Origin of the sequence: Sphingobacterium sp. UBA865 (assembly GCF_002295765.1) — a bacterium.
In the GTDB taxonomy this organism is placed as follows: domain Bacteria; phylum Bacteroidota; class Bacteroidia; order Sphingobacteriales; family Sphingobacteriaceae; genus Sphingobacterium; species Sphingobacterium multivorum.
Map to the genome: position 1 here is coordinate 24787 of NZ_DBGB01000020.1, position 16156 is coordinate 40942.

Below are 16156 nucleotides of genomic sequence, written 5' to 3' on the forward strand. Positions count from 1 at the left end.
TTTTTATTCTTTTTCGTTTAATAACTTACATAATAGTCTTTGGGAAATTGCTCAGCATTCCAGCATTTTTGGGAGGTCCATGGTTGTGGAGCACAGGTCCAGAACTCGTCGTTTGCTGGTAGTCCTAATGGCAAAAACGACAAGGAAGCTACATACATTGAACCTGCATTTGTATAATAATCTGCGAGATTGGATTGTTTATCACCCACCACGCCCATACGTAGCCATCCAGATGGCGCAAAGGTTTTGTCAATATAAATATGTCGAAGTATAGTCGTCAACGCTGCCCTGACCTGACCCTTCGAGATGTCTTCGGGCAACTTATTTTCTAGAGCAACTGTTGCTAGCGGCTGAAAAGCAGCATTCTTATAAGTTGATGAACGGCCAACGACAACATAATGGCCTTCTGGGGAAATCATGCGTTCCAAATGATGCGCATAACGCTGCATCCGTTTGTATGCCCGCTCATACATCTCTTTGTATTTTCCACCCGCTGGGATATTATGACGCAGCGACTCAACCTGCATGCAATGGATTACGTACCCGTTGTAGTGATCAAAACTAAAATGGGCGCCATCGCTATACCAGCCATCTCCCACATACCATTCCTGATCAAATTTATTGACGGCATAATCGATCTTTTCTCGCGCACATTCCTCACCTATGCTGTAAAGAAATGTTTCTGTCATTGCAGCAAACAGCAGCCAATTGCTCTCATTCGGCTTAATCTTACGCAGCAGTTTAAACTCTTCGACCACTCTTTTCTTTGTAATTGGGTCCAATGGTTCCCATAAAGCTTTTGGAGCTCTCAGAAAAGCCAGCGCAAGATGTGCTGCATCTACGAGTGTTTGAGACGACGGACCTCGCCAGGTAAAATAATCCGGTGATTTAGGATCTACACCATACTGTATACCGAGTAATGCTTGATCGCGTAATTTTTTTCGCAATTTTCCTTCCTCAGTGACGTCATCCGGTAATGCCAACCAGGGTGCCATTCCTGCCAGCAAACGTCCAAACGCTTCTAGGTATCCGACTCCAGGGTCCCTACTATCAAAAGTCGGGCTCACCTCCATCGGCATATTTTTACGCCACTGCTGCTTGCTGATATTACCTAATATTGGAGCAGCCATCTTATGTAAGACAGATACCCAATAGGCGCGATCGTTTTCGTTAACGCTTGTCTTATTGTCCAAACTGCTTGCCTCTGCTTTTATTGGTAGAGACGCAGTTAATGCGCCAACTCCAGCTCCGCCTAACAATTTTAATAGGAATCTTCTCTTCATTCGATAATGGTTTATAAATTAATGTGAGCTTGATAATGCTGCACAAAACATTAAAAATCTTTAATTTAACCTAAAAAAACAAACCTAAATAAATCAATCGCTCTAGCAAACGATTGCATGAGCGATTGATAACAGCTTTTTTACAAAATCATCATGAGATTTTAAATTTAGTTGAAACGTTTTTTATTAATATACCCAGCCTGGTGTTGGCTTCAAATTTTTATTTAACTCTATTTCAGATTTTGGGACTGGCCAGGTGTACCATTGGTCACCTATCCATTCATAAGTGGTACCGCCCGTATTTTCTGTACCACCCCAAGCATGTTGTGCAAATTTTTCGTTGAACTTTGTCTCTTTCAGTGTTTTCCAACGCATTTCATCAAAAAAGTTAACTCCCTCACCAATTAATTCCCGACGCCGCTCGTCTCGTACATAATTACGTGCTTTGCTTTGATCTGAAAAAGAGGAGGCCATTGTTGGAATTCCAACCCGATCTCTGACCTGTTTTACTTTTGCCATAGCACCAGGTAAATCATTCATCTCGACTAACGCTTCTGCCCACATCAACAAAACATCTGCATAACGAATAATAGGCTCGTCTACTGGGTTTTGCTCACGACGAGCGTATTCTAAACCTTCCCCCACAAACTTGCGATGGATATACTTAAACTCAGCCTGTGCATTGGCGCTTCCCGAAGTATAATAAGTACTAGGTAAACTACTATTCAAATTAGGCTCAGCTCCAGATTGGTCCACATAGTATTTACCAGTGACCGGGAATCTATAGGTATACATACCTGCAGTAGTGGAATTGCTGTTTACTCCCTGGAAAGATGCATAAGGAGTTACCACGTTATACGCTAAACGTGGATCCCTATTTGCGTAAGCTGCTTTAAGGCGTGCTTCATTCCCTTCTGGTAGGTAAAACGCCCGCGCAGTACTATTCAATTTATTCAATTCTGTATTGATTACCGTGGTAACAGTAGAATGGACATCATTTCCGTTAACTTTTTGATCCCGGATAAAAAAGACTTTTCTATTGGGAGCTCCTAAAGCATTTACCGTATTCCATTCAGGAATATAGTCTGACCAACTAAAAGGACGTACGGTAGTTCCATCAATTATTTCTTCATACAAATTAACCAAAGCTGGGGTCACTTGGAGATCTGTCCAACATCCCCGGCTATCTTTTGCCCCCTGTTGAAATGCGGCGGTATACTTCTGTACGGCCGAACCGTATCCTGAAGGTTCCTCTATATATTGAACGCTCAAAATCATCTCTTCACAACGTTCATTGGCAACTTTAAATAATTGCTTATAATTTGAGAAAAGTTTGTAGCCGCTCTCCCCAACTTTCGCAAAATCAGCAACTGCCTGATCGTATTTTTTTGTCATAAGATAAGCACGGCCACGTAGTGCATAAGCAGCACCTTTACTTACACGTCCTTCACCTTGGATTTGATTGTTTGGCAAAGCACTCTCATTGATTGCATCAGTTAAATCCTTAATAATAAGCGCCCAAACTTCCTCTTCAGAACTCTGTCCTTTGTTACCTTCTGCAGGACTAATAGGCTCGGTGTAAATAGGAACACCTAAACCATTCCGACCATACAGCTCATTGAGTCGCATGTAAAAGAAGGCTCTTAATACTTTACATTCCGCTACTAATTTGTTCTTTTTTTCCTGAGCTATCATGGCATCGGGTATATGAACAATTGCATCGTTAGCGCGATGTACGCCATCATACAACCATTTCCATTGGAATGAAAAATAGGAATTACTTGGATTCACGGCGCTGGAGAAAAGGTTATTTAAGTTATATTCACCTTGACCAGTCATACCGAATGCCTCATAAGCATAATACCCAATATTTGCAGATGTTCCTACAATTCCGTCACTTCTTACTGGACGTTGTAATGAATAGTAAACACCTATTACCCCTTGATCAACCAACGTTTCCGTTGACCACATTGTTCCCGAAGATATTTTGTCATTAGGTGCAAGGTCCAATATTTTCGTACAAGACGATAAAGAACTTGCTATACCAATTGCTATGACAGATTTTAATATTTTTTTCATCTCTATTTCTATTTTATTTGACTAAACAGAGTTTAAGATTAAGATGCTAGTCTAAGTCTTACTCTATTGAAAACTTCAAATTAACTTATCCTGCTGTTCTGAGATTAAGTTAAAAAGTTACCGATACCCCGGCGGAATATAGCTTCGCGATGGGATAAACAATCAATGAACCACCTAATTCCGGGTCCACTCCTGGAAAGTCTTTATGTTTAAATGTCAACAGATTTTCTCCTGTTACAAATACCCTTAAGTCTTTAATTTTAGCTTGATTAATCCATTTTTTAGGAAATGTATACCCCAACTGCAAAGACTTTAACTTTAAATACGAGGTATTGTACAAATAGAATGTATTAGCCTGCATGATTGAACTTGAAGAAAGCAAACGTGGGTATTTACCATTTATATTTGCATTTGGATCTGTAGCTGGATCATAATTATCATAATCGCTATTTGCTCTTACTGCATCATAAGAATAGTATTTGGTCCAGGCATCTGCTGGCAATTGATCTCCTGTATTCGCTAAGATTGATCCATTGGATCCACGCTCATTAATATAATGATAAGAGCCGACACGTCCCGCCAAAAGCATGTTTAGATCAAAACCCTTGTAAGCTGCTGTCAGATTTAAGCCAAACACAAATTTGGCAACAGAAGACTTCCCTGTGAATTCACGGTCATCATCATTACCGTATTTACCATCACCGTTCGCATCCGCCATAAGCATTTGTCCATACCATATATTTGCTGCACCAGGCCCAACCGTATTATTATTAAAAGAATAATTTGCAGCAATCATAGATTTCACCCACTCCAGATCAGCTTTAGTACGGATCATTCCGTCTGTGGGTCCACCATTTGGATCTACACTTCCGTCAGATTTCATATAGGTTCCAGTTCCCGCATAAGGCCTTCTTAAAAACCACTCGTCAAGCATATGTTGTTCCACACGACGCTCATTCCCTCCTGTAGATACATCGGCTAAATTCGTATAGCGCCAAGTTGGATTACCCCATATATCGAGAGTGGATGGATCTTGCTCATACTTTAATGTGCCTTTAAAACCTGAAACTCTGTTCATGTTATAGGAAATATTACCATTTACTCCATATCTAAACTCTCCAATTTTATCGTTCCAACCTAGATTAAGTTCTATCCCTTTATTATTCATTGAAGCAGTATTGGACATAGGGGCATTGATATTACCCATTGTCAAATAAATAATAGCTGCAGTTAAGATATCAGAAGTCTTTCGGGAATACATATCAGCCTCGACACTCAAACGGCGATTTAAGAAACTGGCTTCCAACCCAAGATTGTATGTCGTTAGCTTCTCCCATGATAAACTAAGATTTTGGATAGTTTGCTGAATAACCCCATTAGCGACCGACTCGTTAAATACATTATTCACTTTCTGATAAAGAGTCTGCCAATCGTAATTTCCACTTATTGTATTCCCTAAGGTTCCATAAGACCCTCTAAGCTTTAAGTAATTAACTGTTGTTTTAGCTGGATCAAAAAAACGTTCGTTACTGATCACCCAACCTGCCGAGAAAGAAGGAAAAAATCCGGTGCGATGTCCCGGAGCAAACTTAGATGACGCATCCGAACGAAAGTTTCCTTCAAACAAATATTTACCATCGTAGGCATAATTTACCCGGCCAAAATAAGAAATCATTGCGTTCTCCGCCTTTGCATTATCTTTTCTATTTTGGTCAGAACCGCCAATGGACTCCATTGTACCTCCCGAGTTTATATCAGTAACACTCCAATCAAGTAATCCACGTTGAGTAGCATTAAAACCACTTGTCTTCGAGTAATATTGTTCATAACCTGCTAATCCACCCACATCATGTTTCCCAAAAGTATGGGCATAACGTAATAATGCATTCGCTGTATAACTCGATGATTTATAAGAAAAACGATAAGTAGTTGCCTGATCCAAATTCCCTATGCCTTCTTTAGGTTTCTCAAAGCTTTCTCTAAAACTATATCTAGGCAAGTTTTGTGAGTAATTTTCATCCTCACGCATATATTCACTGTAATTAAACCGCGCTTCGGCGACAATCCCTTTCCAAAGATCCGCGTTAGCATACCACGTACTATTGATACGTGTGTAGTTGTTTTCCCCTCCATTTGAAGCAACCTGTTGCAGAATATTGTCCTTATTTGTTGTATTAGGATCTTCACTAGCACCATATTTCCCCTGATAAATGGGGGTCATGCCTGGGAAAGCCTGCAACAAATAGGTCATCGAAGTGCTACCTGGTTGCTTATACTCCTTTGTTGCATAGGTTTGTGTACCAAAAGTAATTCTATCCGCAATTTTTGTTTCCAAATTGGTACGAATATTAAATCTTTTCATCCCAGTATTTGCCAACGTTCCAGGATTATTTTGGTATCCAGCGGACATGAGATAAGAAGATTTATCACTCCCTCCCGTTACTGAAACACCATATCGTTGATAATATTGTGGTTGAAAGAGAACCTGTGCCCAATCCGTATTTGGATAAGCTAACCAATTTGGAATGCTATTCCCAGTGATTGGATTAGTATAGATACCATTAGGATCCCCATTCGCTTTTCGCCAATCTTCAATGGTTGACAGTGTATAATCGGGAGATGTGGAAGTTGGGTTAGCATTCACTTTAGCGATGTTGTGCAGTTCCATCCAATCCGCTGTACTCGACATAAACTTTAAATCAGTTTGTGCTTGTTCACGTGCATACAATGCATTGAATGCTATTTTAGGCGCTTCACCTTTCTTCCCTTTTTTAGTGGTCACGAGAATTACACCATTTGCTGCACGAGATCCATAAATCGCTGCCGAAGCCGCATCTTTCAAAATGGAAATGTTCTCGATATCATCTGTATTTAATGGAACCATATCGGCCACAGCACCATCCACAAGGATCAGAGGGTTATTATTATTGAAAGATCCTGTACCACGAATACGAATCGAAACATCCTCGCTTCCAGGATTACCATTTCCTTGCGTAACACGAATACCAGGAGCCGTTCCGCCTAAGGCCGCCGCAAGGTTCATAATAGGTCTATTGGTAAGCTTATCTGCACCAACAGTAGCGACAGATCCAGTCAAATTGACTTTTTTCTGTGTGCCATATCCTACAACCACGACTTCATCAAGTGCTGAAGTATTTTTCTCTAGACTAACATTAATTATCGAACGCCCTTTAGAATTGACTTCTTGATCCTGATAACCAATGTATGAAATCAGTATGATAGTATTTTCTGGGACAGAGATGGTATACTGACCCGTCTCATTAGTAGAAGTAGAGATCTTTCCACCCTTTTCTCGAATCGTTACACCCGCTAAAGGTGCTCCTTGACTGTCTGTAATCCGCCCCGTAATCGAAATTTTCTGCTGTGCCATAGTCGCACCCACAGTAAACATCATCATAGCAGACAGTCCAACTTTGTAAAACTTTGCCATACTTTAGGAAATTAGCTTTATAATAAAAATTGGTTGTTTAACTAGGTCAAAGATGGGCCTATACGCAAATTAAGAGGGGTGAAATTCATAAATATTTGGGGGTAAAATCTTAAATTTGATCCAAATACCCCATAACCATGAACATATTGCCTATTTTATCGCGACAATTTCTGCTGTTGATATCCATCATTTCCCTTTGTCATGCTCAGGATCTTAAGTTTGAGACACTGAGCCAGGAGAATGTGTTGGATAAACAGGCAGTATTAACAATTGCGCAGGATAAACAGGGTAAACTTTGGTTCGGTGGTGGCGCTAACCTATTTGTATATGACTCCCAGAATATCACCAATATTTTAGTACAGGATACCGTCTTTAAAAAGGTAGATTATATTAATAAGATTGGCATCAACGAAAAAAATCATCTTTTCATCGCTACGGCAACCCAACTATTCATTTTCGACATCGACAAACGTAAAGCTGTATTTAAACAAGGAAAACCTTTTCAGGAAAAAATTGTCATCACCGACATCCATTTTTTATCAGACCAGATATTTCTATGCACTGACAATGGGCTTTATCAGGCAATCCCGACAGCTGGCTCCTACAATCTCAAGAGAATCCTCGACCGCCCCCGAGTGCAATCGATCATCCAAACCAGCCCCAACACCTATACAGTAGCAAGTTATAAGGGCATCGAGTCTTTTTCATGGCAAAATAATCAGATCTTCCATATCCAGAATCTGATGTTTCCCCCGCTGCCGTTAAAAGAACGTATTTTCAGTGCCCAATATTTCCATCAAGGTATCTTGTGGGTTGGCACAAAATTGCACGGAATATTCCAATACAACTTCATTGATAAAAAATGGAATAACTTAACAGAATCAAACAGCAACCTACTGAGCAATAACATCAGAAAAATAGTCCCAACCAAACAAGGAGATCTCTTGATCGGTACACTAAAAGGACTCTCCATCTTTAACGGCTCGCCACATTTCCTAAACTATAAACACAATACCTCCGTCAAAAACTCATTGAGTCAAAATTCCATCTATGATATCTTCATAGATCGCCAACAGATCACTTGGATAGGAACTTATTTTGGAGGAATCAATGCCATCTACCCCGATCTCATCCCCATACAGCATTACTCAACACGTTCGCGCACTGCTCTCAGCCTCAGTAGCGATATCACCGGCAGTTTTGCTGAGTCAGAAAATGCGTTTTGGATCGGAACAGAAGAAGAAGGAATCAACAAAATTGACAAAATAACTGGAGTAACTTCACCTTTATCAAAATTAACCCAGTCAAACCTGATCAAGGACCTCTATGTTCGCGATAATAAAATCTACGCGGCACAATATGGCGGCGGCTATTCCATTATCGATGCACAATCTGGAAATGCACAGCATTTTTACCTCGAAAAAGAACTCCTAAATCTCAAAAATAACATCTACAGCATTTACGTCGATCCGACACACCGTATTTACCTTGGAACCAACAAAGGGCTCTATATCGTGGAGCCAGGAAAACCTGCAACGTATCATGCTGCATTAAAAACAGGTACAATTGATGATATCCAAGCTGATCATAAACAGCAGACCTATTTTCTTAGAGGCGGGACACTTTTTCGCAAAAAACCGAATGAATCAAACATACGACCAATAAAACAGCTTGATACATTAGCCCTGGGTGGATTTTATGTGCATCCGAATGGTGACATCTGGCTGACGTCAAAAGAAGATCTTTATCATCTTGATCAGCACGATAAGCTTACCAAAGTATCACGTTTTCCAAACAATTCCTTAGGCTGGCCCATCATTGTGAACAATCAAGTGTGGCTTACAAGTAAAAATGGATTAATATGCTACAATCCCAAAACAAAACAGCGTTATCTCCTGAATCAATATGACGGTTTACCGGTCAAAAATCTACTTGGTGCCAAAGTCTTTGCCAGCAAAGCAGGAACACTATTCGTCACGACACTAAATGGTGTAGTTTCTCTAGATACCCGAAAAATTATCTTTAATCAGAACATCCCCGAAGTACTCTTTCGAAATATCTTTCTCGAAGACACGCCATTGAACTACGGACGTTTACAGAAAACGTCAGACCCCAACAGCTACCAGCTCAAACTCCGACACGATGAAAACTTTGTAACGATTAATTTCTCAGGTTCCAATTTCATCAAACCGCAGAAGAACAGATACCGCTATAAGCTCGAAGGTTTCGACAAGGATTGGGTTGAAACAAATACCCCCTCTATACGATATACCAATATTCCTACAGGTATGCACACCTTGACCATTTTCGCCAGTAACAACGATGGTATCTGGAGCAGCATACCCCTGCGGATCAATATCGATATTAAACCTCCCTTTTGGAGGACCTGGTGGGCCTATCTTTTGTATGCCGGCTTGTTTACTCTCGGTGTACATTTTGTTATCAAGTTTGTTGTCGAACGTGAGATGTTGATCAACTCAGAACGGGAACAGGAAAAGAAAATAAAGTTCTTCACACAGATATCCCACGAAATCCGTACACCACTGACTTTGATAACGGCTCCTTTGGATGAAATTATTTCCGAAACAGCCAATCTTACTTCTACCCAGAACAAGGTAAAACGGATAAAAAAGAATGCCAGTAAACTCCTGGGTGTTATCAACGAGCTACTGGATTTTAAAAAATTCGATGACAAACACTTTGTACTGAAGAAAACAGACATCTCTTTTCGGGAATATATAGAAGATACATTCTACCTATTAAATGACCTTGCAAAAGCAAAACACCTCAACTACTATATCCGGCAGCTGGATGCTGTGGGGCTACAATCCATAGATACTGTACAATTTGATAAAGTCATGTTTAATCTCTTATCAAATGCGATCAAGTACACACCAGAACATGGCACAGTTTATCTGGATCTTATCGAAAATGATCACACAATAGCGATCAGTATTATCGATAATGGTATCGGTATCGCTACCGACAACCAATTTAAAATATTTGAAGAGTACTATCGTGAAGAACAGGCTAATGACGTGATCGGAACAGGTATTGGTCTAGCACTTACCAAACAAATTGTGCAGCAGCACGAAGGAGATATTCGCTGCTCAACGATGAATGATGAAAAAGGCCAATGGACTGTATTTACTGTTAGTCTCCCCAAGCAAATAAACCAAAAAACCGGAGTTATACCGCTAGAAATATTAACAAAAGAGACAGAGGAAGCAAACACAACGAATTTAGGCACGCTGGATATTTCCTTAAAGCAGACCATCTTGATTGTAGAGGACAATAGCGAATTATTAGCAGCCGTTGTCAGTCTATTTGAGGAAAACTTCAGCATTATTACTGCTGTCAATGGTGAGGAAGCCCTTTCTAAAGCATTGGAATATATCCCTGATCTGATTATTTCGGATCTGATGATGCCTTACATGGACGGTGCTCAGCTATGCCAGGCCATTAAAACAAATATGACGACCTGCCATATACCATTCATCTTGCTGACTGCGGTAACCGACAACGATTCCCAAACGTTGGCCTTAGAGCATGGCGCAAACATCTATTTGACAAAACCTTTCGACAATAAACAGCTTTTTCTTTCTGCACACAATCTCATAGCGGTCAGTCAGAAAAGAAGCAAGGAATTTGAAGTCAAAACGGCTATATTCGACAATGAACTCGATGCACAATTTATCTCATCCCTAAATCAGTTGATTGAAGAAAATATCCAATCAGATGGCTTTGATGTCAATTTTATAGCGCGAACAATGGGAATGAGCGCACCAATCCTCTATCGCAAGCTAAAAGCCATATCCAATTTGTCACTCAACAATTATGTAAAAACGTATAGGCTAAACAAAGCGAAAGAGTTACTAACATCCGCAATGAATATCAGTGAAATCGCTTATGCCGTAGGCTTTTCCGACAGGAAATACTTCAGTAAGGAATTTAAAAAACAGTTCGGATACAATCCGTCAGAGCAAACAACAAATTCTAGCCAGACCACTGAAACTTAGTGATATTTCAAAGTAGTCTAGATCCTATCCCATAAAAAAAGAGATGTCTCTAACATCTCTTTTTTTATCTATACCTGTGTACTTAAAACGAGTTAATTTATCAACGACAAGCTTTCTTTGATGGTCCTATTTAGCGATCTCTTTGATCATTGGCTCTCCTGACAATAGGCGTTGATAACGCACCAAGGCTTCAACATAGTAATAATCTGCATAAGTCAAAGGCACATCGATTTCGGAATTCAATGGCAACGCTCCAACACTATGTTGTAAAATGTAACCGCCATTTTGACCATAAGGAGCAAGATAAGGCGCCTTCGACAGGTTTTTAAGAATAATTTCTGCTTTGTTAAAATAGTTCACGGCCTCACTTCCCTTTGTGTATTGCGAAAGTTCTAATAAAGCCGATGCATACAATGCCGCTGCCGACACATCCCGAAGGTCCTTATTTGGATACATTTTGTCCGACTGCGCAATTTTATCTTTATCAAAATCCCAGTAAGGAACCAGATCAGCAGGCATATTTGGGTTACTTAAGATATATTTTGCGATTTGCTGTGCCTGCTTCAAAAATTCTTTCTTCTTGGTTTCGCGATACATCATCGTATAACCATAGAGTGCCCATCCCTGCCCTCTTGACCATGCCGATTCATCAAATGCACCCTGATGTGTTTTTTTTCCAATAGCCTTACCAGTCTTCTTATCATAATCGATCACATGGTAGGAACTATAATCTTTTCTGAAGTGATTTTTCAAGGTTGTTTCGGCATGAGCTACCGCAATGTCATAGAATTTTTTATCTCCAGTCATTTTAGATACCTGTGTCAAAAATTCCAAATTCATCATGTTATCAATGATTACAGGATATTGCCATGATCCGTGATCCCAAGAACGAATTGTTTTGGTAACGGGACTATAGCGAGATGCTAGGGAATTCGCACCAGTACTGAGTATCGGCTCATACTTTTGCGTATCTCCCGTGAGACGAAGTGCATTTCCAAAACTACAGAATAACATAAATCCTAAGTCATGCGTACCCTTGTTGTTCTTTTCTTTCTCCAGATACGTCAATTTCTCAGTTGCTTTCTTTAATAATCCCTCATCTTTGGTGCCTTCATATAAATACAGCAATGTCCCCGGATAGAAGCCCGAACACCACCAACTGGATGAAGAAAATACCTCTTTCCCATTTTCGAAAGTTTTTGGAAACTTTTCTGCCGGCGTTTCATTCACCAGGACTTTTATTTGCTTTGCTGCAGCATCTAACTGTTGCTGAATGAACTCTTTGGATAGATTCGGTTTTGCTGTTTGGGCCTGAACGACAGTCGAAGTGCCCAAAACGGCCAATAATAACACAGAAAGTTGTTTTAATTTCATTATTTTTTATTCGTTTATTTTTATTTGGTCAGCGCATGAGCGCGTCAATTCTATAGTTAAATAATCAGCTCTTTTCTCCATTTTAATATGGAGCGTGGGTTCAAAGCATCTGCCTATCCAGCTTTTCCTGTCTTCCTTTCTCTAAGCTCGATTATCCATGTGCGTTGATCAAAGCGACTGCTCCCTTATCGAGCTGCAGATCAATTATTCCGTCTTGCGCTACAGTAAAGGTACCTTTTCCCTGTATTTTTACCTCTGGTGTTCCGATATCGGATTTTAAACGTAGACGACCGCCATATTGACTTCGGATTTGGATGCCGACCGTTTTTCCATTTTTACGCTCCGCTGATACGAGATTTCCACCATCTGTCAAAAAATTGGTAAAGGAAACATCCTTCCATTTAGAAGGAATTGCAGGAAACACACGTAATATGCCATTCCAATACTGCATACACAGTTCTTGAATACTCGCCATCGCTGCGAGTGGGGTTTCTATCACCGGACCGCTTTCGGCATATAGTGTATTGGATTTAATATATTTCTGTAACAAAACATCCAGCGAAGCCAAAGCCGAATCTCCTCTCCCCATCATGGCATACATTGAGGCAGCACCCGTAAATGAATAGCCCTGTAACCATTGCTTTTGGCTCTGCCAATGTGCAATAGAACGTTCAATAAGCGCTTGGTTATTTGCCTGATCCCAGTTTATGTCGTAAAACGGATAAATCATCATGAGATGCGAATAATGACGATGCGACTCACCATAGGGAAGGTCTCTTGCGATCATAAAGCCATCGGCATCTTGTGGATAATCAATCAAGTTGGCTAACACGTCTTTCCAGACCGCATAAAGTTTATCCTTGCCGCCTCTTTCTTGATCCAGCTCTATAAGTGTCTTGAGTCCCCACCTGAAAATGGAAAGATCATAATTTGTATCATAAGCATAACCTTTAGGGTATTCCGGTGAATAGGTTTTCACCCCGATATGGTATTTACCCTGTTGGTCCTTTTGCAATAAGTGCAAATGATAATTTATAGCTTCCTTCAGTAGCGGGAACAAGCGATCATATACTTCCTGAGAAAGGGTCGCTCGATAATACTGATAATAACTATGCAGAAGCCAAACGAGATTTCCCAATTCTTTTTCTCCATCGGAAGCGCCTTCCAGCGCAACATTTTTTGCCAGAAGAACCGGACTCCATAAACTTGGTCCCGAGGAGCGACCTACAGCCAAACTATTATAGCGATAAGGCTCGGGAACATTCTGTCTTAAATTATCTTTATTTCGATCAATCATCTGGATCAGCGAGTTTGCAATACCGAGCTGGTTGGCTTTGAAAACTGGTGAATAAGCAAGTTGCATATTAAGATTAAGCCAGTAAGCTGGCCAAGGAGTTGGACTCGTCCATGGCCCCTGTAAATCCATGGCGGGTTTATCTGACCTTGTTGCACTGGCAAGCTTATACAGTTGCATATCATAAAATCGCTGATAAACCGTATCTGGCAATTCTAGCGTCGATGCCTTAAAATAGTTTGTCCACCACTTGCGATGGGATGCCAGTCCTTTCGTTAACTGTTGCGCATTAAAATTCCGAACATAATGAATCGCCTTTTTGAAATAAGCAGTCCCATGCTGGCTATAATCTACAGAAATTAAATAGGTATCCACTTCTTTATCAGATTTGCTCCAATAAGCCGTTACATACCCTCCCCCCGCTAAGAGAGGCTGGTCAAAATATTTAATTCCGCCTTGTGTACCAAAACTGCCTTTTGGATTTGTCGGATAGTTTTTCGGTTTTTGCGTATAGCTGAATCCCATCCTTGGGCTGATGGCTTCGTCGGGTTTCCATGTAAGCTGGTAATTCCCGTTAAAATCTTTTTTAAATACCTCCAGCAAGATAATATTGTCATTCGATAAGGTGGTTGTCCGAATTCTCATTATGCCCTTATCCGTGCTGACTTTCGCCTCTGCATAAGCATCTTTTAAATAAATTTCTCCTTGTGCCTGTACAATAGGGCTTTCAAATTCCATTTCAAAATGACCTAACGACATACGCGCCTGATCAAACAATTTATCGGCCGAATTCGCGCGATGATCATAAACATTAGTTCGTCCAATATCCACACGCATTGAATTCTTGCCGGCTAAGTAAGTCATCGTTCCCAGTAGACCATTTCCGGTAAATACACCTTCATAGATCGTATGACCCAACACGGGAATTCTAAATTGAGCTGATCCTCCAAATGGCCGGCATAGGATGCAAACGAGTAAAAATAGTATTCTTAGATTCATCATTAGGATTTAATGCTATCAGAGCGACCATAAAGATGCTGGATTATTCGACTGAAATCAAGCCTCTTTTACGAAAACGATTGAGAAAAATTGATCGGTAGGGCTTTCCGAATCTATCCGACAGGTCGGTTACCAAGCTGAAATGTAACAATTTAGCAGACACAATGACGTGGCATAGGCAAAAATTGGACACTATATATGAAAGAAATGAATTCAACAGTATTCTTTTGTTATTTTTTAATAAAACACAAATAAACAATACGTAAAATTTTAGTTATCAGTTTACATTTATCAGTTTTTTATCTATTTTTAAGATTAAATATCCAATGCCGTTATTTTTAACAGCCTAATAGTGGATCAATTATAAAACAACTAATCCAACCAAAATGAAAGAACAGAATTCATCAAGGCGTGATTTCATAAAAAAATCCGTGGTCGGTGCTGCGGCATTTTCTATTGTACCACGCTTTGTACTCGGAGGACAGGGCTATCTTGCTCCGAGCGACCATCTAACCAAAGGTGTAATTGGTGTCGGCAATATGGGGCGTGGACACTTTGGCTACGCCGGAACTAAAACAGTAGCTATTTGTGATGTGGACAAAACCCATCTGGCGGCAGCACAAGCAGACTTAGGCGGTGGTGTGAAGGAATACCATGACTTTAGGGAGTTGATTAAATCTCCGGAAGTAGATATCGTACATATTGCTACTCCGCCACATTGGCATGGACTGATGTCCATTGAAGCGGCAAAAGCAGGAAAAGATATCTGGTGTGAAAAACCGATGACACGCACTATCGGTGAAGGTAAAAAAGTGAAAGAAGCCATTGCACAGCATGGTAATATCTTTCGTTTAAATACCTGGTTTCGTTTTAAGGATGATTTTTATGGAATGAATGTTCCCGTAAGCAAAATCAAAAAATTAGTTGATACAGGGATGTTGGGTTGGCCTTTGAAAGTGACGATAAGCAAACATACGGGCTTTGACTGGAAATTTTATTGGGTAGGAAAGGAAAACCTACCGGAAGAGAAAGTACCAGCGGAACTTGACTACGATTTTTGGCTAGGCCCAGCACCATACAAACCTTATAATAAGCACCGTGTACATACGACCTTTAGAGGATATTGGGATTATGATGGCGGCGGCCTAGGAGATATGGGACAACACTATATGGATCCTGTTCAATACTTCTTAGGAAAAGACAACGAAAGTCCCGTTACTGTTGACGTTGATGCTCCGCAGCAACATCCGGATGCCGTGGGCACATGGAGACGAATTACATTTACCTATGCCGATGGTTGTCAGATCATTCTAGATGGTGAAGCGAAAGATGAAAAGGCAGCCTATATTGAAGGTCCAAAAGGTAAATTATATCGAGGGTTTCAATCAGATATACCAGATTTGGAAAGAAAACTTGCACAATATCCTGAACCAGCACCACAGATTACCGACTTCCTGGAATCTGTGCGCACAAGAGAAAAGTTTGCACTGAATGAAATCAATGGACACCGTTCTTGTACTTTGGTCAACATGGGGTTAGCAGCATTGCGACTAAACAGATCATTAAAATACGACTCTCAAAACGAGCTATTTATTAATGATGACGCCGCAAATAGATTGATTCACCAACCAATGAGAGGCCCTTGGTCTATTTAAAA

7 protein-coding genes are annotated in these 16156 nt (G+C 40.4%); 2 read left to right on the top strand and 5 right to left on the bottom strand.

What is annotated here, in order from left to right:
- Nucleotides 1–17: 17 nt before the first annotated feature.
- The 3 genes from B2O97_RS10965 to B2O97_RS10975 all read right to left on the bottom strand — a co-directional run bounded on the left by B2O97_RS10965 (nucleotide 18) and on the right by B2O97_RS10975 (nucleotide 6813).
- Nucleotides 18–1283: a DUF2264 domain-containing protein gene (locus B2O97_RS10965; RefSeq protein WP_112373927.1), complete on the bottom strand. Its 1266-nt coding sequence runs from the start codon at nucleotides 1281–1283 to the stop codon at nucleotides 18–20.
- Nucleotides 1284–1469: 186 nt separating this feature from the next.
- Nucleotides 1470–3362 carry a RagB/SusD family nutrient uptake outer membrane protein gene (locus B2O97_RS10970; RefSeq protein ID WP_286767388.1) on the bottom strand — a complete coding sequence of 631 codons (1893 nt, stop codon included), beginning with the start codon at nucleotides 3360–3362 and terminating at the stop codon, nucleotides 1470–1472.
- Nucleotides 3363–3471: 109 nt separating this feature from the next.
- Complete coding sequence (locus tag B2O97_RS10975) at nucleotides 3472–6813, bottom strand: SusC/RagA family TonB-linked outer membrane protein (RefSeq protein WP_286767389.1); 3342 nt, start codon at nucleotides 6811–6813, stop codon at nucleotides 3472–3474.
- Between the two features lie 137 nt (nucleotides 6814–6950).
- Between B2O97_RS10975 and B2O97_RS10980 the strand changes: the two genes are divergently transcribed.
- Nucleotides 6951–10832 (top strand): hybrid sensor histidine kinase/response regulator transcription factor, encoded by a 3882-nt coding sequence (locus B2O97_RS10980; RefSeq protein ID WP_286767390.1) that lies wholly within the window; start codon nucleotides 6951–6953, stop codon nucleotides 10830–10832.
- A 126-nt stretch (nucleotides 10833–10958) separates the two neighbouring features.
- Here the strand turns inward: B2O97_RS10980 and B2O97_RS10985 are convergent, their stop codons facing one another.
- Together B2O97_RS10985 and B2O97_RS10990 are read right to left on the bottom strand one after the other, a co-directional pair.
- The gene (locus B2O97_RS10985; protein ID WP_286709450.1) at nucleotides 10959–12206 is read right to left on the bottom strand and encodes a glycoside hydrolase family 88 protein; all 1248 of its coding nucleotides are present in this window, start codon (nucleotides 12204–12206) and stop codon (nucleotides 10959–10961) included.
- A 151-nt stretch (nucleotides 12207–12357) separates the two neighbouring features.
- Nucleotides 12358–14502, bottom strand: a complete 2145-nt coding sequence (locus B2O97_RS10990; RefSeq protein WP_286767391.1) for a glycosyl hydrolase family 95 catalytic domain-containing protein — start codon at nucleotides 14500–14502, stop codon at nucleotides 12358–12360.
- A gap of 383 nt (nucleotides 14503–14885) precedes the next feature.
- Between B2O97_RS10990 and B2O97_RS10995 the strand changes: the two genes are divergently transcribed.
- Entirely contained in the window at nucleotides 14886–16154 is a 1269-nt protein-coding gene (locus B2O97_RS10995) for a Gfo/Idh/MocA family oxidoreductase (RefSeq protein WP_046674856.1), read from the top strand.
- The last annotated feature ends 2 nt before the right edge of the window (nucleotides 16155–16156 follow it).

Bases quoted from the DNA above. Each gene is read 5' to 3' on its own strand.
- B2O97_RS10965 (WP_112373927.1), bottom strand. From the start codon at position 1,283: ATGAAGAGAAGATTCCTATTAAAATTGTTAGGCGGAGCTGGAGTTGGC.
- B2O97_RS10970 (WP_286767388.1), bottom strand. From the start codon at position 3,362: ATGAAAAAAATATTAAAATCTGTCATAGCAATTGGTATAGCAAGTTCT.
- B2O97_RS10975 (WP_286767389.1), bottom strand. From the start codon at position 6,813: ATGGCAAAGTTTTACAAAGTTGGACTGTCTGCTATGATGATGTTTACT.
- B2O97_RS10980 (WP_286767390.1), top strand. From the start codon at position 6,951: ATGAACATATTGCCTATTTTATCGCGACAATTTCTGCTGTTGATATCC.
- B2O97_RS10985 (WP_286709450.1), bottom strand. From the start codon at position 12,206: ATGAAATTAAAACAACTTTCTGTGTTATTATTGGCCGTTTTGGGCACT.
- B2O97_RS10990 (WP_286767391.1), bottom strand. From the start codon at position 14,502: ATGATGAATCTAAGAATACTATTTTTACTCGTTTGCATCCTATGCCGG.
- B2O97_RS10995 (WP_046674856.1), top strand. From the start codon at position 14,886: ATGAAAGAACAGAATTCATCAAGGCGTGATTTCATAAAAAAATCCGTG.